An 18,042-nucleotide genomic window follows, 5' to 3' on the forward strand; every position below is an offset into this window, starting at 1 on the left:
AGCTGATCCCGATCAAGCTTTGCGCACCTTGCCCCCCGGTTTTTAGCCCCTTTTCCTGCTGCTGCTTGAGCCTGACTCGGGGGGCAGGTATCTTGTTGGCCGCGTCATGGTCATGACGCACCGAATTTCAGGCTGACATCATGATAAAAATTGCCCTCATCGACGATCACCAGATCGTCCGATCCGGTTTTGCCCAACTGCTCAATCTGGAGCCCGACCTGCAGGTGGTCGCCGAATTCGGCTCCGCCAGCGACGCCCTTGCCGGCCTGCCCGGCAGCGGGGCGCGGGTCTGTGTCTGCGACATCTCGATGCCCGACCAGTCGGGACTGGATCTGCTCAAGCAGCTCCCCTCCGGCCTTGCGGTTGTGATGCTCTCGGTGCACGACAGCCCGGCCCTCATCGAGCAGGCCTTGCAAACCGGCGCCAAGGGGTTTCTCTCCAAGCGGTGCAGTCCGGACGAGCTGATCGCTGCCGTGCGCACCGCCGCCCAGGGGGGGTGTTATCTTACGCCGGACATCGCCCAGAAACTGGCCAGCAGCAGCCGGGATCCCCTCACCAATCGGGAGCGGGAGATTGCCCAGTTGCTGGCGCAGGGGTTGGAGGTGAAAGCCATCGCCGAGCAGCTTGGACTCTCCCCCAAGACGGTTCACGTCCATCGCGCCAACCTGATGGACAAGCTCAAGGTCAGCAACAACGTCGAGCTGGCCCACCGCATGCTGGATAGCTGGTGATCTCCCGTTTTGTCAGCTATGTCGCCATCACGCTGGCGGCCTGCTTCATCTTTGCCGCCGGCTGGTTTTGCCTCTGGAGCATCAGCCTGCATCTGGCCGGTGGCCCGGCGCTGGCGGTGCTGCTCTTCCCCTTCGGCCTGCGCCTTGGCTTGCTGCTGCAAAGTCCCGGCCACTACTGGCCGCCGCTGTTGCTGTGCGAAGGGCTGCTGCTCTACTGGCTCAATCTGGAGGTAGGGCTGCCCCACTGGCCTTGGCTGGTCGCGGGCAGTCTGCTGACCCTGCTACCGCTGCTGATTGCCCGTCGCCAGCAGGTGCGCAACGACTGGCAGCAACTGTTGCTGCTGCTCGCCACCGTCACGGCGGCGGCGCTGCTGCAAGCCCTGCTCTGGCATCTGGCCGGGGAAGATGGCCTCTCGGCCCTGCTGCTCAGCCTGACAGGCGGGCTGACGCTGACCTCCACCTGCATGCTGATCTGGCACTACCTCACCCGCGCCACCTGGGTGCCGCTGGGGCCTGCGCTGGTGGATCAACCGGTGGAGTGGCGCTTTCGCCATCTGGTCTGGTATCTGTTGCTGTTCGTATTGAGCCTCTGGCTGCAACTGGGATTGCCCAACTCGCTGGTACGCTTCACCCCGTTTTGTCTCGCCATCCCCATCATCGCCATGGCGTGGCGCTACGGCTGGCAAGGGGCGCTGCTCGCCACCCTGATGAACACCATCGCCCTGCTGGCCAGTCAGGCCTGGCATGATCACCCGCTGGATCTGCTGCTCTCCCTGCTGGCCCAGAGCCTCACCGGCCTGCTGCTGGGTGCCGGGATCCAGCGCCAGCGGGAACTCAATCAGGCGCTGACCCGCCAGCTCGCCCACAATCGCCAGCTCACCGAGCGGCTGCTGGAGACCGAGGAGAGCATCCGCAAGGAGGTGGCGCGCGAGCTGCACGACGATATCGGCCAGACCATCACAGCCATTCGTACCCAGGCGGGGATCGTTCGCCGCCTCGCCCCCGATAATGCCGGTGTGGGCCAGAGCAGCGCCCTCATCGACACACTGTCGCTCGGGATCTATGACGCGGTGCGCGGCCTGCTCGGGCGGCTGCGCCCGCGCCAGCTCGACGACATGACGCTGGAACAGGCGGTACGGGCACTGCTGAGGGAGCTGGAGCTGGAACGTCACGGCATCGTCACCCGTCTGGAGTGGCAGCTGGCGGATGGGGATCTCTCGGATGCCCAGCGGGTCACCCTGTTTCGGGTCTGTCAGGAGGGGCTCAACAACGTGGTCAAACATGCCAACGCCCACTCGGTCACCATTCGCGCCCGGACCAGCGGCGAGCAGTTGCAACTGGTGCTGGAAGATGATGGCCGCGGTCTGCCGGAAAGCCGCCCACAACAGGGCTATGGCCTGCTCGGCATTCGCGAGCGGGTACAGGCGCTCGGGGGCAGTCTGCAACTCTCCTGCATCCACGGCACCCAACTGACGGTCAACCTGCCCAGTCGCAGACGGGAGGAGAGTCATGGCTAATCACCACCAGAGGGCCTGCCTGTGCTGAGTTTTATGAGAAGCGCGCCGCCCCGGCCCCTTATCCGGGATCAGGCCGAGATCGATGCCACCTATCGCCACTGGCGGCTGCACCTACTGCTGACCATGTATCTGGGCTACGCGGTCTTCTACTTCACCCGCAAGAGCTTCAACTTCGCCATGCCAGACATGCTGGCGAGCGGCATGCTGGACAAGTCCGACATCGGCATGCTGTGGACCCTGTTCTACATCACCTACGGCTGCTCCAAGTTCTTCTCCGGCATCATCAGTGATCGCGCCAACCCGCGCTACTTCATGGGTGTCGGACTGATGGCCACCGGCGTTATCAATATCCTGTTCGGCCTCTCGTCGGCACTCTGGATGTTTGCCGCCCTCTGGGTCGCCAACGCCTTCTTCCAAGGCTGGGGCTGGCCCCCCTGCTCCAAGCTGCTTACCAGCTGGTATTCGCGCACCGAGCGCGGCGTCTGGTGGTCGGCCTGGAACACTGCCCACAACGTCGGCGGCGCGCTCATCCCCCTTATCGTCAGCACCATCGCCCTGCAACATGGCTGGCGCTACGGCATGATAGTGCCCGGCCTTATCGCCATCATCGCGGGATTGTTCCTCTGCTGGCGGCTGCGGGATACCCCGAGTGCCATGGGACTGCCGACAGTAGGCGAGTGGCGCAAGGATGCGATGGAGCTGGCCCAGCAGACTCAGGATGCGGGGCTCTCCCATCGCCAGATCCTGCGTAAATATGTGTTGGGCAACCCCTATATCTGGCTGCTCGCCTGCTGCTACGTGCTGGTCTATGTGGTGCGTACCGCCATCAATGACTGGGGCAACCTCTACATGACCGAGCAGCGCGGCTTCAATCTGATGAGCGCCAACTCGGCCATCTCCATGTTCGAGGTGGGAGGCTTTATCGGTGCGCTGGTGGCGGGCTGGGGATCGGACAAGCTGTTCAACGGCAACCGTGGCCCGATGAACCTGATCTTTGCGGTGGGGATCCTGCTGGCGGTGGGATCGCTTTGGCTGATGCCCTTTTTCAGCTATGTGATGCAGGCGGCCTGCTTCTTTACCATCGGTTTCTTCGTGTTTGGCCCCCAGATGCTGATCGGCATGGCGGCGGCGGAGTGCTCCCACAAAAACTCGGCTGGAGCGGCCACCGGCTTTGTCGGCCTGTTTGCCTACATGGGGGCGGCGCTGTCGGGCTATCCGCTGGCCAAGATGATGGAGATCTGGCACTGGAACGGCTTTTTCGTAGTGATCTCGGTGGCGGCGGGCGTCTCGGCCCTGCTGCTGCTCCCCTTCCTCAAGGCGCAGGCACCGAGAGCCGCTCAAACAAATGCAGAGTAGCGGGTGGCAGCTGACGAGCTATATCCGGCAAACAGAAACAGCCAGGGCGCGGATCACCTCGCCCTGATTTTATTCCTGAACCTATTCCTGCATCAGGCAGCCTGACAGACCCGGTTCTTTCCTTCCCGCTTGGCCCGATAGAGAGCGTCATCCGCACGGCTGAACAGGCTGTCAAAGTGCCACTCCCCCTGCCAGTGAGCAATACCCATGCTGACGGTGATATGGATCCCCTCTACCTCGCTGGCCGCAAGCTGAACCCGCAGTGACTGACAACGGGCGATCGCCTCCTCTGCGGTGGCATGGCGAAACAGCAGCACAAACTCCTCGCCCCCAAAGCGACTGGCCAATACTCCCTCCAGCTCGCGCAGTGCCAACCCGACCCGCTCCAGCACCCGATCCCCCACCTCATGACCATGCCGATCGTTGATCTGCTTGAAGTCATCCAGATCGAGCACCACCAGCGCCCCCTGCTGTGCAGGGCGTCCCCGGGCCAGACGCTCCATAAAACCACGGCGATTGAACAAGCCGGTCAACGGATCATGACTGGCCTGATAGCGCAGCTCCAGCGCTCGGTGCTGGTTGCAGAGCAGCAGCACCCCGAAAGTGAGCATGGAGCTACCCACCAGCATGGAGACATAGGGCAACACGTTGAACAACTGACGCTGGAACGGGCTTTCGATCACCTCGCCCCACACGGTAAATATCCGCATCAGGGTCATAACGATCAGCACTAGGTTGAGGCCAATCAGCACCCAGACTGCCACCTGATAATCGGGTCGGCCGTGACGCCAGAGCTGCCAGATAATGAGCGTACTTAGCACGAGGAAGGTGGCGCTGCTGATCATCACCCGTACCGCAATCCGGCCATCGATGGCGACCGACCAGGTCATGACGGCGGCAAACAACAGGATGAATCCCCAGCAGACAGGCCAGCCCGGCGATTGACGGAAGAAACAGCGTTGGGCGACCAGCAATAACGACACATGAAAAATCAGGAAGACATTGCCTACCCAGGAGCCATAGGGGGTGGGTGTCAGCAGCAGGCTGGCAAATCCCGCCTGACCCAGCATGGCAAACAGACTGGACCACCACCAGACCCCGACGCCGGGAATATCGTTGTGGGTAACGCGAATGATGGTGAGAGTGAGGAAACCGAGACAATAGCCACACAAGGCCATGATCATCAAGGTAAAAATATCCAGCTTAAGCAGTAGTGAGGCGTCCATACCAAAGCCATGCAGAGAGGGTAACTGAGTATATGAGAAGCGTTTGCCAAGACCCAGTGCGACTTGATGGTTTTCACAATAAAGCCCGTTCGTTTGCTGACAAACAGAGCAATGCGTGTGATATCCCACCAATGCGTATTCGTATTAACCCCATAAAAAGCCTCTTACGGAGCCCGGCAACTCAGTAAGAGCCGCAATCGGCGCCCTGACTTTGTAACAAAATGTCTTGGGGATAATTTGGGCTTGAACCCACCCCATTAGATAGATATGTTGTTTTCGTGTGATTTTATGAATGAAGCCATGAGCAATAAATGTCTCTAACCTGTTGAGTCTTCTGACACAATCTGTTTTTTGTACATTTTTCACTCAACCACTATTCATAGCATCTCATATGGGGCTTTTGTCCCGCTCAAGACATTCATCCTGTCTTGCCTGTTGCCGGATGCAGCAGTCTCTTGTGCCACGGAGTCGCACGGGATCAGGTTCAAGGCCGAACACACCACCGACAGAGACGTCACTTATGATCAAAAAACTGATTCTTTCTACCCTATTGTTTTGCGGGATCGCCACGGCGGCCCCGACCCCTGCCCCCACCTCCACCCTGGATGCCGTGCTCGAACGCGGCGTGCTGCGAGTCGGCTTCGATGCTGGCTATCAACCCTTCGAGATGACCAACAAGCAGGGCCAGTACATCGGCTTTGACGTGGATCTCGCCAAGATGGTCGCCAAAGAGATGGGCGTGAAGGTCGAGTTCGTCAACACCGCCTGGGATGGCATCATTCCGGCGCTACTGACCAACAAGTTCGACGTCATCATGGGCGGCATGACCGTCACTCCCCAGCGCAACCTGCGGGTCAACTTCGCCGATCCTTACATCGTGGTCGGCCAGACCATAGTCCTGCGCAAAGAGAAGGCGGGCGAAATCAAATCCTTCACCGACCTCAACGACCCGAAATACAAGATCGCGGTCAAGCTCGGCACCACCGGCGAGCAGGCAGTCAAGCGCCTGATCCCCAAAGCCACCCTGCTGCAGTTTGAAACCCAGGATGACGCCAAGCTGGAAGTGATCAACGGCAAGGTCGATGCGTTCGTCTATGACCTGCCCTACAACGCTATTTTCGCCTCCCAGAACAAGGGCGCCGTAGTACACCTCGACAAGCCGTTCACCTTCGAGCCACTAGCTTGGGCCATCCGCAAGGGGGATCAGGACACCCTCAACTGGTTCAACAACTACCTGCGCCAGATCAAGGGCGATGGCAGCTACGACCGTCTCTACAAGAAGTGGTTCGAATCCAACGCCTGGCTGAATCAGCTCAAATAACCTCCGGGGGGCGGCACATGCCGCCCCTGCACCACGCAGCTCCCCACACAATAACGAGAAGAGGTTGTGACTGTGCACACACCCAAACCGACAAGACAGATGGAAAAACAGCCCAATCAGCTACTCTGGCATGGGGTTTTCCTGCTGATGCTGCTGGTTGCCGTATTCGGCATCTACAAGGCTGTCCAGTCAGTGGATTACACCTGGCGCTGGGAACGCATTCCCCAGTACATCGCCTATCAGGCGGAGCAGAAGAATCTCGCCGAATTTGACGGCACCGTGATGGCGGGCACCAGCGAGGCCGAGAAGGGCAAGCTGTTCCTGCAAGACGATCTCGACCCCAATGTGCGGCAAGCCATCGCCAGTACCGGCGTACAAGTCGCCGAAGGGGATACCGTTTTTCGTGGCGATACCCTCGACACCCAACTGAGCTGGACCGCAGGCCCCATCGCCTGGGGCGTCTGGGTCACCGTCAAGCTCTCGCTGGTGGCGGGCATCTTCGCCATCCTGCTCGGTACTCTGGCCGGGCTGGCGCGTCTCTCCCCCAATCCGGCCCTGCGCAATCTGGCGGTCACCTACGTTGAGCTCATCCGCGGCACGCCGCTGCTGGTGCAGATCTTCATCGTCTACTTCTTTATAGGCACCGTGCTGAACCTCGACCGCTTCACCGCCGGGGTCGCCGCGCTGGCGGTCTTTACCGGCGCCTATGTGGCGGAGATCGTCCGCGCCGGTATCAGCTCCATCCACAAGGGGCAGATGGAGGCGGGCCGCAGCCTGGGTATGACCTCGGCCCAGACCATGCGCTACGTCATCCTGCCGCAGGCGTTCAAGCGGGTGCTGCCACCGCTGGCGGGCCAGTTCATCAACCTGATCAAGGACTCCTCGCTGGTCTCGGTCATCTCCATCACCGATCTGACCAAGGCCGGTCGCGAGGTAGTCAGCTCCACCTTCAGTCCGTTCGAAGTATGGTTTACCGTCGCCTTGCTCTATCTGGTGCTGACCGGCACCCTCTCTTTCTTGGTACGCCGTCTCGAGGTGAAATATGCGCGCAGCAACTGATCCCATCATCAAAGCGACCGGTGTCGAGAAGTTTTACGGCAGCGAAGTGCACGCCCTGAAAAATGTCAGCACCCAGGTCGCCGAAGGGGAAGTGGTAGTAATCGTCGGCCCCAGCGGCTCGGGCAAATCGACCTTCCTGCGCACCCTCAACCAGCTGGAGACCATCAACGACGGCAATATCGTGGTCGATGGCATCAGCCTGACCGAGCCGGGCGATGTCAACAAGCTGCGGGAAGAGGTGGGCATGGTGTTCCAGTCCTTCAACCTCTTCCCCCACCTGACGGTGCTGGATAATATCTGCCTCGCTCCGCAGAAGGTGCGTGGCCTGTCGCGCCGTGAGGCCGAAGACAGAGCCAAGGCGCTGCTGCTGAAAGTGGGGCTGTCGGTGAAAGCGGCCAGCTATCCCTCCCAACTCTCCGGCGGTCAGCAACAGCGGGTGGCCATCGCCCGGGCGCTCGCCATGCAGCCACGCATCATGCTGTTTGACGAGCCCACCAGTGCGCTCGACCCGGAAATGGTGGGGGAAGTGCTGGATGTGATGAAGGGGCTGGCCCGCGAAGGGATGACCATGGTGGTAGTGACCCACGAGATGGGCTTTGCCCGCGAGGTGGCGGATCGGGTGCTCTTTATGGAGAGTGGCGAACTGCTGGTGGATGAAAAACCGGCAGACTTCTTCGACAATCCCCCCTCCCCGCGTCTGCGCCAGTTCCTCAGTCAGGTGCTGTAGCCAACATGCTCTGCTGGATAAACGAAGAGGGACCGCAAGGTCCCTCTTCTTGTGTGTCACGCTGAGCAGGCTTAACCCAGCTGAACCCGAGTGCCCATCTCATCGGCTCAGCGCGGGGACTTTCCCAGATAGCGCTCCACGATCACTTTCACCCCGTCACGTTTTTTGAGCTGATAGAGCTCCTTGTCAAACTGGTCGATAAAGGCCTGTTTGTAGGGGTTCTCCCCCTTGCGGCTGTAGCCGAGAAACCCCTGCTCCTTGCTGAGCACCGGCCCCTGTTTGAGCAGGGACATATCGGCCACCGCCAGCTGATCGGCCTTTATCATGTTGAGCAACTCATAGAGCAGGGAGAGGCGATCATTGATGGTGCAATCGACCCGGCCGCGGACAATCTTGAGCAGGTTCTCCCGATTGCTTTTCACCTCCTCCACGTCGATCTGCTTCTCTTTTACTGCCTGCCAAAAGGCATCGCCGCCGACGGCAAAACCGGCGTTCATGCCAAAGCGTAAACCATGATAGTCGAGCGGAAACCTGGCCTGCGGGGTATTGGCCGCCACACTGGCGCCGCACATCACCACCAGCTCCTCATCCAGCATCGGCTGGGAGTAGGGCCACATATAAGGGCGGGTATCGGGCATGTAGTAGGGTGGAAAAATGGCGAAGGCGGTCCCCTGCTCCACCATGCTCAGACCGCGCCGCCACGGCATGGGCTTGAGCACCACCTCATAGTCAGGCATGGCAGAGGTTACCTCGCGGATGATGTCGGCATAGATCCCCCTGACCTCCTCCCCCTCCTGCCAGGAGTAGGGGGGATAGGCGGCATCTGCCAGGATCTCGACCCGGGTCTTGGCGTGCGCCATCATGCACAACCCCAGCAACAAGCAACACCAGACGCGCATAAGCCAGCACCTCCTGAAAAAGCCTGCATCAAGCATAGCCATCCAGCGCGCCTTCCTCTGCTGGCGCGCCATATTTCATGCCATCTCTTCGTTGGTTGAAAAATGTTAATGAAATATTAAAAGCATCCTTTATGCTGGGGAGCAATTGCTCTGAATGGATGGCCGCATATGGATGTGCAACTGCTTCTGCTCTACCTCTCCCCGATTTTTCTGGCCTTTATCGGCTGGGAGATGCTCTACCTGCGCAAACATGGCGCGGCCTTTCCCACCGCCACCTACCAGTGGCGGGATCTGTTCGCCAACGCCGCCCTGGCCCTGATGCACCAAGGGGGCGATGCGCTGGCGGCCATCGCCATTGCTTATCTGTATGACACCCTCTGGGGCTGGCGACTGTTCGATATCGAGCTGAATCTCTGGAGTGTGCTACTGCTGTTCCTGTTGCAGGATCTCTTTTACTGGCTGTTTCACTTCACCAGCCACCATGTGCGCTGGCTGTGGGCCTCCCACGTGGTGCACCACAGCTCGGAGCGCCTCAACCTCTCCACCGCTTTTCGCCAGAGCCTGATGTATCCCATCTCCGGCATGTGGCTGTTCTGGATCCCGATGATTGTCATCGGCTTCCCGCCCGAGGCGGTGGTCGCCACCGTGCTATTGAGTCTGGGTTTCCAGTTCTTCGTCCACACCCAGGTGGTGGGCAAGCTCGGCTGGCTTGAGTGGATCTTCAACACCCCCTCCCACCACAGGGTGCACCACGCCAGCAACGCCAAATACATAGACCGCAACTTCGCCGGGGTGCTGATCATCTGGGATCGTCTGTTTGGCACCTTTGTGGAAGAAGACCCGGCCGAGCCGTGTCGCTTTGGCATCACCAAGCCGATCCACAGCTTCAACCCCCTCACTCTCACCTTCCATGAGTGGCGCGACATGCTGCGCGACGCCCGTGGCCTGCCGTGGCGACAAAAACTCGCCGTGCTGTTTGGCAAACCGGCCGGCCCCGCCAGTCGCTGAACCTTCGCCCCGGATAGCAAGTCCCTGATAACAAGAGAGCGCCACAGTGGCGCTCTCTTTTATGGTCAGTCACATTTTCGATGTCAGAGATGGGCAAACGACCAGACGGCGGGGATCAGGCTCAGCAAGGTCACTCCGGCCAACAGCCGCTCGCGACCACTCAGGCAAAGATCTGCGCCCAGCTGACGACGGCTGTAGAGAAACAGCAGCAGACCCGGCCCGTAGAGCAACAACGACAGCAGCAGATACTCCACCCCGGCAGCATAGAGCAGCCAGAAGCCGTAACCGCTCGACACCAGTGCCACCGCCCGCATCAGGCCTCGGCCCTGCCCGCGATTCCCCTTCCTGCTGAACGAGAGCTTGAGTAAGAACAGGCCGATCAGCAGGTAAGGCACCAAAATCATCGAGGTCGATATAAGCAGCAAACTGGTGTAGCCCTTGCCGAGCAGCCACACCAGCAGCAGGCAAGTCTGCACCGTCAAGCTGGTGAGCCAGAGCGATGCGATGGGAGTGCCGTTGCGGTTCTGGCGCCGGAAGATGGCGGGAAACGCACCGTGGCGGGCCGCGCTGAACGGCACCTCCGCCGAGAAGAGGGTCCAGCTCACGTAGGAGGCGAGCACCGAGACGATAAGGCCGATGCTGATGAACAGCTTGCCCCAGGAGCCGGTCATCTGGGCCATCAGCCCTGCCATGGAGGGGTTGGGCAGCGCCGCCAGCTCGGGCCGACTCAATATCCCCAGCGCCAGCACCGAGATAAGCACATAGAGCAGCAGTGCCAGCACCACACCAAGCACAGTGGCGGTACCCACATCCAGCCGGTTTCTGGCGCGGGCCGACAACACCGCCGCCCCCTCGATGCCGGTGAAGACCCAGAGGGTGATGAGCATGGTGTTGCGCACCTGCTCGGAGACCGGCGTCGCTAGGGTACTGCCCTGCTGATCCGCCGCGAAGGTGACCGGATCGAACCAGTAGCAAGCGAACAGGATAAACAGCAGCAGCGGCAGGCTCTTGGCCAGGGTCGCCACCAGGTTGAACAGGGCCGCCTGCTGCACGCCGCGGGCCACCAGCAGGTGCACCGCCCAGAGGATGCAGGACTCGCCGATGAAGGCCACCAGGGTATTGCCGTCACCAAACCAGACCTGCTCCGGGGTATCGACGAAGCTGCCCAGCGCCGCAAAGGCGATGACCAGATAACCCACCACACCGATGGTGGCGCAGAGCCAGTATCCCCAAGCGGAGAAGAAGCCCACCAAATCGCCGAAACCGGCGCGGGCATAGCTGTAGATGCCTCCGTCGAGATCGGGCCTTAACCGCGACAGATAGAGAAAACTCATGGCGAGCGCCAGGATGCCCACACCCGTCACACCCCAACCGATCAGCACGGCGCGGGCGCCTGCCACCTCGGCCATGTTCTGGGGCAGGCTGAAAATCCCCGCCCCCACCATGGAGCTGAATACCAGCGCGGTGAGGGACCAGAGCCCAATCTTGCTCTCTTTCATGGGTGCTCCTTAGCGCAACCGGCTGCTCAGCGCCTGAATATGCTCGGGACCGATACCGCAGCAACCGCCGATCAAATTCGCCCCGGCCGCGCGCCAGCGCTCGGCCCAGCCGAGATAATCCAGCGGCCCCAGATCGGCGCGGATCTCGTCCAGCCCATCGTTAGCGGTGGCCTCTTTGGGCTGCGGCGGGAAGGCGTTGGCGTAAGCACCGAGGCGAATGTCTGCGCGGCCCAGCGCCTGCAATCGGGTGCGGGCAACCTCGAGGGCCCCCTCGATCACCTCGGGCTGACAGCAGTTGAACAGGATGGCATCGACCCCGGCCGCCACCAGCGCGCTAACCGAATCGGCCACCCGCTCGCCGGAACGCAGTCGCGGTTCGTTGCCCGGCGCCTCATCTTCCAGCGTGAAGGAGACCCAGAGCGGCTTGCCGTCATCAGGCAGCAGCGCTTTCAGGGCCAGTGGCTCGGCAATCAGGCTCATGGTCTCGGCCAACCAGATATCCACATAAGGGGATAGCGCCCGGATAAGCGGCGTCGCCAGCTCGCTCACCCTGTCCGCCTTGAACAGGTCGGCACGGTAGGAGCCAAAGAGCGGCGGCAGAGAACCCGCTACCTGCACGGCACCCTCCTGCTCGTCAGCCACCTCACGGGCCAGTTGCCCAGCAAGCGCTGCCAGCCCCTCCCCTTCGGCAAAGAAACGCGCATCGCCGATATGAAACGGCACCAGCGCATAGCTATTGGTAGTAATGACCCTGGCACCGCTCGCCACATAGGCCTGATGCACGTCACGCACCGTCTCTGGCGCCTCCATCAAGGCCAGCGCCGACCACTCCGGCTGACGAAACGGTGCCCCCCGCCTTGCCAACTCGCGCCCCATGCCCCCATCCAGCACCCACAATTCCCTGGTTTCCATCTGTCGTGTCTCTTTGTTATGTGCGTTGTTTATTTGCGTATTTATCTGTTTGTTTTGTTGATCTGCGGTTTCGCATCGAATCGCTGCAGATCGTCCAGCTTCATCTTGGGAAGCCCTTTTATTATTTAGCCATAAAAACACATAGATGTTTAGATGGCCAAAGCAAGATAAAACAAAGTGCCACGGGCGGCAATCAGTATCAGCAGAAATCAGCGTGCAAACGGCGAGGCAAACGCAGAAATGCAAGAGGCCACCCGAAGGTGGCCTCATCACACTCTTGATCCGCTGGCGACTTAACGCCCGGCCAGCACTCGCTTAATCTGTTTGACCCAGTCGGAGACCCGACCCTGCTGCGGCAGACCGCGCCAGATCTGCTCCCACTGGGCAGGGCTGAGAGGACGACCGAGGCGACGCTGCACACCCGCATAGAGGTAGTCATGGGCCGTAGTGGCCGCATGCTCGGAGGTGAGGAATTTGGAGACCGGATCGGTCAACCGCACATCCCGCATGCCGAGCAGCGGATAGTCGTTGTGCACCGCCGCCAGCATGGTCTCGCGCATGGCGGACTCGATGTAGCCACGGGCAAACAGAGCGGTCACCGACTCCAGCGACCCCTGATCCGGGCCGTGATAATGCTCGTCAAAGACCGGGCTCGGCTCGGCCATGCCGCTTTGTACCACCGCATCGGGATCCGGCTGCGGCACGACCACGGCAGGCTTGGGGGCAACCGGCTTGGCTGCCACTGTGGCTTTACGCGGCGCACTCTGGCTACAGGCACCCAGTGCCAGGGCGAGCGCGACACAGGCCAGCGCACGGGAATGAGACTGCATCTTCATGACTCTTATGTCGCTCCTTTTACGATTCCTGAGCTGGCTTCTCGGCCACAGCCGGTTCGACCCGGGTAACCAGCAGCTGATCAATCTTGTAACTGTCGATATCCACCACTTCGAACTTGTAACCGGCGTATTTGACCGAGTCAGTGCGCTTGGGGATCTTGCGCAGCATATACATGATAAAGCCGGCGATGGTCTCGTAGTTCTGGTTCTCGGGAAACTCTTCGATATCGAAGGCGCGCATCACGTCGGAGATGGGGGTAACCCCGTCCACCAGCCAGGAGTTCTCGTCGCGCTGGACGATCTGCTCTTCCACCACGTGGGTGGCCCACTCGCCCATGACGGTACTCATCAGGTCATTCATGGTGACAATCCCCACCACCAGCGCGTACTCGTTCATCACCACGGCAAAGTCGCCACGATGATTCTTGAAGTACTCCATCGCCTCATAGAGGTTCAGGGTATCGGGGATGATGATGACGTTCTGCACCAGGTTGCCACCGATCAGGTCGATGCTCTGCCCGCCGATAACGCGGATCAGCAGCTCTTTGGCATCGACAAAGCCCTTGATGCTGTCGAGGTTGTGGTCACAGACCAGAAACTTGTTGTGGGGATGTTCGGCGATCTTCGCCTTGATGCTCTCTTCACTCTCTTGCAGGGTGAAGTAGATGAGGCTCTCGCGGGCCGTCATGGCAGAGGTGACACCAAGGGACTGCAACTCGAATACGTTCTCGATGAGCTGATGCTCCTCGCGCTGGATAACCCCCGCCTCGGCACCAGCATCCATGACCGCATAGATATCGTCGGAGGTGATCTCGTCGTTACGCACCGTGGAGACGCGCATCAGACGGAACAGGGAGTTGGCCAATCCGTTGAAGACCCACACCAGCGGCATCAAAACGGTGACGAAGAAGAGCATGGGGCGCACCACCACCACGGCAATCTGCTCGGGCATGGTCATGGCCAGACGCTTGGGCATCAGGTCGGCGATCAGGATAAACATGCCGGTGACGAACACGAAGGAGGCACCGGAGCTGATCTCGCCAAGCCAGGGTCCCTGGTAGAACTGGGAGACAATCCCCTTGATGGCGGGGTTGAGGGCTGACTCACCCAGGATACCGCCCAGAATGGCGACGGTATTGAGGCCAATCTGCACCACGGTGAAAAAGTTGCCCGGTTGGGCCTGCAGGGCCAGCACCTTTTCGGCCTGGCGATTACCTTCATCCGCCATCACCTGCAATTTGATTTTGCGAGACGCGGCGAGAGAGATCTCGGAGAGGGAGAAGAACACACTGCCGCCAACCAGCAGCATTAAAAAGAACAAACTATCGGCAAAACTCATGATTAACCTATTGCTACACCCGCCTTAGCACAAGACGGCAAACTGGGCCCGGGAGACCGGACCGTGAGCCCATCCGGGACTCACACAGGGGGAGTATTCTATCAGAAAACAGCCAGTTGGGGGCTTTATCTTACTCCGACCAGTTATGCAACAAAAAAGGCGCTTCACGCGCCTTTTTATTCACTTCCGGTTAGCCCTTGCCCAGCAGGGTGCCCAGATCGTCCGCCTTGGTGTGGCGCACATCCTTGCCTTTCACGTAGTAGACGATGTACTCGCAGATGTGCTGGCAGCGATCGCCGACCCGCTCGATGGCTCGCGCCGCCCACAGGACGTTGAGAACCTGGGGGATAGTGCGGGGATCTTCCATCATATAGGTCATCAGCTCGCGAATGATGGACTCGTACTCGCGGTCTACCTTGTCATCTTCCTTGTAGACCGCCAGCGCCGCATCCAGATCCATGCGGGCGAAGGCGTCGAGCACATCGTGCAGCATCTTGATGGTGCGACGGCCCATGTTCTCCAGCGACACCAACGGCGGCTGCGGCTTGTTGGCGTTGTCGGTCAGCATGCGGGCGATCTTGTCGGCCACATCGCCAATGCGCTCCAAGTCGGTGATGGTCTTGATGATGGCCATCACCAGTCGCAGGTCGGAGGCGGTCGGCTGACGCTTGGCGATGATGCGGGTGCACTCCTCGTCGATCGCCACTTCCATCGCGTTGACCTTGTGGTCGTTGGCCACGATTTTGCGGGCCGCATCGAGATCCTGATCGTGGATCGCCGCGATGGCGTCAGTGAGTTGCTGCTCTACCAGACCGCCCATCACCAGCACCTGGTTGCGCACGCTCTCTAGCTCGGCATTGAACTGACCGGAGATGTGTTTATTGAGGTTCATATTGTCCATACAAATAATCCTTGATTGCTCCGATTATGCCTTAGCCGTTGAACCGACTGCCAATCTGTTTGCTGAGATTCATCCTCTCCTCTCCTTAGCCGTAACGACCGGTAATGTAATCTTCGGTCTTTTTCTTGGCCGGGGTGGTGAAAATGGTGTTGGTATCCGAGTACTCGATAAGCTCGCCCATATACATGAAGGCGGTCTGATCCGATACACGCGCAGCCTGTTGCATGTTGTGGGTCACGATCACCACGGTGAACTGGCTCTTGAGCTCGTTGATCAGCTCCTCGATGGTCAGGGTGGAGATGGGGTCGAGCGCCGAGGTCGGTTCATCGAGCAGCAACACTTCCGGCTCGATGGCGATGGCACGGGCAATCACCAGACGCTGCTGCTGACCACCGGAGAGACCGAAGGCGTTGTCATGCAGACGATCCTTCACCTCGTCCCACAGGGCCGCACCGCGCAGAGAGCGCTCGGCGGCCTCATCCAGGGTACGGCGATCATTGATCCCCTGCAGGCGCAGACCATAGACCACGTTCTCGTAGATGGACTTGGGAAACGGGTTCGGGCGCTGGAACACCATGCCCACCTGACGGCGCAGGGCAGAAACATCGACGCTCTTGTCATAGATGTTGTGGCCGTGCAGCTGAATTTCCCCCTCGATGCGGCAGATCTCCACCAGATCGTTCATCCGGTTGATGCACCGCAGCAGGGTCGATTTACCACAGCCTGACGGGCCGATAAAGGCAGTCACCTGCCCTTTGGGGATCTTCATGTTGACGTTGAACAGCGCCTGCTTGCTGCCGTAGTACAGGTTGAGATCCTTCACCTCCAGCGCGGTCTGCTCCGGGGTCAGGTTGAGCAGGTCCAGCGCGGTGTGCTGGGTAGACGTGGTCGTTACGTTGATCATCTGTTACCTCAAAATCAATCTGGAGTGGCCGGACTGCTGCCGGCGCCCCTCACGTATTGGTGCAGAGAGATGGCGGCTCGCGCTCGGCCGCCCCTCTGTTATCTCACTCTTGTATCACTCAAGCGGCGCCGGATTAATGCTCCAGCGACCGGAATTTCTCGCGCAAGTGGTTACGAATGCCGATAGCGGTCAGGTTCAGACCCACGATCACCGTCACCAGCAGGAAGGAGGTGGCGTAGACCAGCGGGCGGGCCGCCTCGACGTTGGGGCTCTGGAAGCCGACGTCATAGATGTGGAAGCCCAGGTGCATGAACTTGCGCTCCACATGCAGATACGGGAAGTTGCCATCCATTGGCAGGGTCGGTGCCAGTTTCACCACCCCCACCAGCATCAGCGGCGCCACTTCACCGGCCGCACGGGCAATCGCCAGAATAAGGCCGGTCATGATGGCCGGGCTCGCCATCGGCAGCACGATGCGCCACAGGGTCTCAGCCTGGGTGGCGCCCAGTGCCAACGAGCCCTGACGGATGGTGCTCGGGATCCGCGCCAGCCCCTCTTCGGTGGAGACAATCACCACCGGCAGGGTCAGGATGGCCAGGGTCAGCGCCGACCAGATCACGCCGGGTGAACCAAAGGTGGGGCTCGGCAGCGCTTCCGGGTAAAACAGCTGATCCAGCGAACCACCGAGCGTGTAGACGAAGAAGCCCAGACCAAACACGCCGTAGACGATGGAGGGCACGCCCGCCAGATTGATCACCGCGATGCGGATGATCTTGGTCAGGCTGTTCTTGCCCGCATATTCGTGCAGGTAGACTGCCGCAACCACCCCCAGCGGGGTCACGATGATCGCCATCAGGAACACCATGAACACAGTACCGAAGATGGCCGGGAACACCCCGCCCTCGGTGTTGGCTTCACGGGGATCGTCAGAGACGAACTTGCCGATCTGGTGGAACCAGTGACCCACCTTGGCCAGCAGGCTCATGTCGTTGGGCCATACCACATCCAGTACCTTGGACATCGGCATGGTCACCAGCTCGCCACGCATATCCTTGACGGTGAGGGCATCGCGATCGGCCTGACTGCGCAGGGAGAAGAGCTCTTTTTCCAGCACCTGATAGCGATCGTTGAGGGCCTGACGCTCGCTGGCCAGCTCGGCTTTGAGCTGATCGGTCAGCTTGTCATCCAGCTCGGCCTTGCGCTCTTTCAGGCGCAGCCGCTCCAGTTGATAGTTGATGCTGCCGATGTCCCCTTTTTGCAGATCGTTGGCCTGTTCTGAAAGGGCATTGGCTCGCGCCAGCACCCGCTGCAGGGCAGGATGCAGATCAGAGGTGAGCTCGCGACCATCCTCTTTCACCCCGACGATATAGCCATAGAAGTTGCCGTTGGTGGCACGCTCAACCATGGCCAGCTCGGCTGGCTGGCTCTGGGACTTGATGTCCGTCTCCAGCACCCAGCGAAAATCGAGGTCAACGAACTCGCGGTTGCCGGTCTTGACCAGATAGCGGGTCAGCAGCTCGCGCTCTTCCCCTTCCAGTGGCAGACCTGCAGCGCGCAGTCGCTCCACCGGTACCTGCTCGCGATCGTTGATCTCGCCGATCAGTACGCTCTTGTTGCCGCTGGCGTCTTCCAACTGCCACTCATAGATGGGGTGGGGCCAGAAGTAGACCAGACCACGCCAGCCGATCAGCAGCAGCAGACCCAGTACCGCCACCAGACTCAGGCTGACGGCACCGCCGGTCATCCAGATCCAGGGGGCCCCTGATTTAAACCACTTACCCATTGTCGATTCCTTGTCCATTACAGA

At 60.2% G+C, this 18,042-nt stretch carries 16 protein-coding genes; 7 read left to right on the forward strand and 9 right to left on the reverse strand.

Going from position 1 to position 18,042, the window contains the following annotated elements:
- Nucleotides 1–140 precede the first annotated feature (140 nt).
- Genes uhpA through ACTG20_RS15105 form a run of 3 tightly spaced genes read left to right on the forward strand, consistent with a single transcriptional unit; the run spans nucleotide 141 to nucleotide 3,604 of the window.
- Nucleotides 141–731 carry a transcriptional regulator UhpA gene (gene uhpA / locus ACTG20_RS15095; RefSeq protein ID WP_005334071.1) on the forward strand — a complete coding sequence of 197 codons (591 nt, stop codon included), beginning with the start codon at nucleotides 141–143 and terminating at the stop codon, nucleotides 729–731.
- Nucleotides 728–2,248, forward strand: coding sequence for a signal transduction histidine-protein kinase/phosphatase UhpB (uhpB, locus tag ACTG20_RS15100; protein ID WP_439987774.1), 1,521 nt, complete (start codon nucleotides 728–730; stop codon nucleotides 2,246–2,248). Before uhpA ends, uhpB begins: the two co-directional genes overlap by 4 nt.
- A gap of 21 nt (nucleotides 2,249–2,269) precedes the next feature.
- Entirely contained in the window at nucleotides 2,270–3,604 is a 1,335-nt protein-coding gene (locus ACTG20_RS15105) for an MFS transporter (RefSeq protein WP_439987776.1), read from the forward strand.
- A gap of 92 nt (nucleotides 3,605–3,696) precedes the next feature.
- Here ACTG20_RS15105 and ACTG20_RS15110 read toward each other — a convergent pair whose 3' ends face one another.
- Nucleotides 3,697–4,830 carry a GGDEF domain-containing protein gene (locus ACTG20_RS15110; protein WP_439987777.1) on the reverse strand — a complete coding sequence of 378 codons (1,134 nt, stop codon included), beginning with the start codon at nucleotides 4,828–4,830 and terminating at the stop codon, nucleotides 3,697–3,699.
- A gap of 520 nt (nucleotides 4,831–5,350) precedes the next feature.
- On the opposite strand from ACTG20_RS15110, the gene ACTG20_RS15115 reads away from it, so the two are divergent.
- The 3 genes from ACTG20_RS15115 (at nucleotide 5,351) to ACTG20_RS15125 (ending at nucleotide 7,937) form a co-directional block, all read left to right on the forward strand.
- Entirely contained in the window at nucleotides 5,351–6,151 is an 801-nt protein-coding gene (locus ACTG20_RS15115; RefSeq protein ID WP_201955798.1) for a transporter substrate-binding domain-containing protein, read from the forward strand.
- 99 nt (nucleotides 6,152–6,250) lie between these two features.
- On the forward strand, nucleotides 6,251–7,210 hold the full coding sequence (locus ACTG20_RS15120; RefSeq protein WP_019445267.1) for an amino acid ABC transporter permease: 960 nt from the start codon (nucleotides 6,251–6,253) through the stop codon (nucleotides 7,208–7,210).
- The gene (locus ACTG20_RS15125; protein WP_120414562.1) at nucleotides 7,194–7,937 is read left to right on the forward strand and encodes an amino acid ABC transporter ATP-binding protein; all 744 of its coding nucleotides are present in this window, start codon (nucleotides 7,194–7,196) and stop codon (nucleotides 7,935–7,937) included. Before ACTG20_RS15120 ends, ACTG20_RS15125 begins: the two co-directional genes overlap by 17 nt.
- A 107-nt stretch (nucleotides 7,938–8,044) precedes the next feature.
- Here the strand turns inward: ACTG20_RS15125 and ACTG20_RS15130 are convergent, their stop codons facing one another.
- Nucleotides 8,045–8,836 carry a substrate-binding periplasmic protein gene (locus tag ACTG20_RS15130; protein ID WP_439987778.1) on the reverse strand — a complete coding sequence of 264 codons (792 nt, stop codon included), beginning with the start codon at nucleotides 8,834–8,836 and terminating at the stop codon, nucleotides 8,045–8,047.
- Between the two features lie 168 nt (nucleotides 8,837–9,004).
- Between ACTG20_RS15130 and ACTG20_RS15135 the strand changes: the two genes are divergently transcribed.
- The gene (locus ACTG20_RS15135; RefSeq protein ID WP_439987779.1) at nucleotides 9,005–9,844 is read left to right on the forward strand and encodes a sterol desaturase family protein; all 840 of its coding nucleotides are present in this window, start codon (nucleotides 9,005–9,007) and stop codon (nucleotides 9,842–9,844) included.
- A gap of 83 nt (nucleotides 9,845–9,927) precedes the next feature.
- On the opposite strand, the gene ACTG20_RS15140 is transcribed toward ACTG20_RS15135, so the two are convergent.
- The 7 genes from ACTG20_RS15140 to pstA all read right to left on the reverse strand — a co-directional run bounded on the left by ACTG20_RS15140 (nucleotide 9,928) and on the right by pstA (nucleotide 18,018).
- A complete protein-coding gene (locus tag ACTG20_RS15140; RefSeq protein WP_439987781.1) occupies nucleotides 9,928–11,343 on the reverse strand; it encodes a basic amino acid/polyamine antiporter in 1,416 nt (471 codons plus the stop codon).
- Between the two features lie 9 nt (nucleotides 11,344–11,352).
- Nucleotides 11,353–12,255 carry a homocysteine S-methyltransferase family protein gene (locus tag ACTG20_RS15145; protein ID WP_194496714.1) on the reverse strand — a complete coding sequence of 301 codons (903 nt, stop codon included), beginning with the start codon at nucleotides 12,253–12,255 and terminating at the stop codon, nucleotides 11,353–11,355.
- A 293-nt stretch (nucleotides 12,256–12,548) separates the two neighbouring features.
- A complete protein-coding gene (locus ACTG20_RS15150) occupies nucleotides 12,549–13,091 on the reverse strand; it encodes a hypothetical protein (RefSeq protein ID WP_194496715.1) in 543 nt (180 codons plus the stop codon).
- 19 nt (nucleotides 13,092–13,110) lie between these two features.
- A complete protein-coding gene (locus ACTG20_RS15155; RefSeq protein ID WP_005334094.1) occupies nucleotides 13,111–14,430 on the reverse strand; it encodes a hemolysin family protein in 1,320 nt (439 codons plus the stop codon).
- 190 nt (nucleotides 14,431–14,620) lie between these two features.
- On the reverse strand, nucleotides 14,621–15,331 hold the full coding sequence (gene phoU / locus ACTG20_RS15160) for a phosphate signaling complex protein PhoU (protein WP_005334097.1): 711 nt from the start codon (nucleotides 15,329–15,331) through the stop codon (nucleotides 14,621–14,623).
- A gap of 85 nt (nucleotides 15,332–15,416) precedes the next feature.
- Nucleotides 15,417–16,235, reverse strand: coding sequence for a phosphate ABC transporter ATP-binding protein PstB (pstB, locus tag ACTG20_RS15165; RefSeq protein ID WP_005334102.1), 819 nt, complete (start codon nucleotides 16,233–16,235; stop codon nucleotides 15,417–15,419).
- Between the two features lie 133 nt (nucleotides 16,236–16,368).
- Nucleotides 16,369–18,018: a phosphate ABC transporter permease PstA gene (gene pstA / locus ACTG20_RS15170; protein WP_439987782.1), complete on the reverse strand. Its 1,650-nt coding sequence runs from the start codon at nucleotides 18,016–18,018 to the stop codon at nucleotides 16,369–16,371.
- Nucleotides 18,019–18,042: the final 24 nt, after the last annotated feature.

Origin of the sequence: Aeromonas sp. 84A, assembly GCF_051919345.1 — a bacterium.
In the GTDB taxonomy this organism is placed as follows: domain Bacteria; phylum Pseudomonadota; class Gammaproteobacteria; order Enterobacterales; family Aeromonadaceae; genus Aeromonas; species Aeromonas veronii.

Coding starts and splice junctions, on each gene's coding strand:
- ACTG20_RS15145 (WP_194496714.1), bottom strand. CDS start 12,255: ATGGAAACCAGGGAATTGTGGGTGCTGGATGGGGGCATGGGGCGCGAG.
- uhpA (WP_005334071.1), top strand. CDS start 141: ATGATAAAAATTGCCCTCATCGACGATCACCAGATCGTCCGATCCGGT.
- ACTG20_RS15135 (WP_439987779.1), top strand. CDS start 9,005: ATGGATGTGCAACTGCTTCTGCTCTACCTCTCCCCGATTTTTCTGGCC.
- ACTG20_RS15120 (WP_019445267.1), top strand. CDS start 6,251: ATGGAAAAACAGCCCAATCAGCTACTCTGGCATGGGGTTTTCCTGCTG.
- pstA (WP_439987782.1), bottom strand. CDS start 18,018: ATGGGTAAGTGGTTTAAATCAGGGGCCCCCTGGATCTGGATGACCGGC.
- ACTG20_RS15125 (WP_120414562.1), top strand. CDS start 7,194: ATGCGCGCAGCAACTGATCCCATCATCAAAGCGACCGGTGTCGAGAAG.
- ACTG20_RS15130 (WP_439987778.1), bottom strand. CDS start 8,836: ATGCGCGTCTGGTGTTGCTTGTTGCTGGGGTTGTGCATGATGGCGCAC.
- ACTG20_RS15140 (WP_439987781.1), bottom strand. CDS start 11,343: ATGAAAGAGAGCAAGATTGGGCTCTGGTCCCTCACCGCGCTGGTATTC.
- phoU (WP_005334097.1), bottom strand. CDS start 15,331: ATGGACAATATGAACCTCAATAAACACATCTCCGGTCAGTTCAATGCC.
- ACTG20_RS15115 (WP_201955798.1), top strand. CDS start 5,351: ATGATCAAAAAACTGATTCTTTCTACCCTATTGTTTTGCGGGATCGCC.
- ACTG20_RS15110 (WP_439987777.1), bottom strand. CDS start 4,830: ATGGACGCCTCACTACTGCTTAAGCTGGATATTTTTACCTTGATGATC.
- pstB (WP_005334102.1), bottom strand. CDS start 16,235: ATGATCAACGTAACGACCACGTCTACCCAGCACACCGCGCTGGACCTG.
- ACTG20_RS15150 (WP_194496715.1), bottom strand. CDS start 13,091: ATGAAGATGCAGTCTCATTCCCGTGCGCTGGCCTGTGTCGCGCTCGCC.
- ACTG20_RS15155 (WP_005334094.1), bottom strand. CDS start 14,430: ATGAGTTTTGCCGATAGTTTGTTCTTTTTAATGCTGCTGGTTGGCGGC.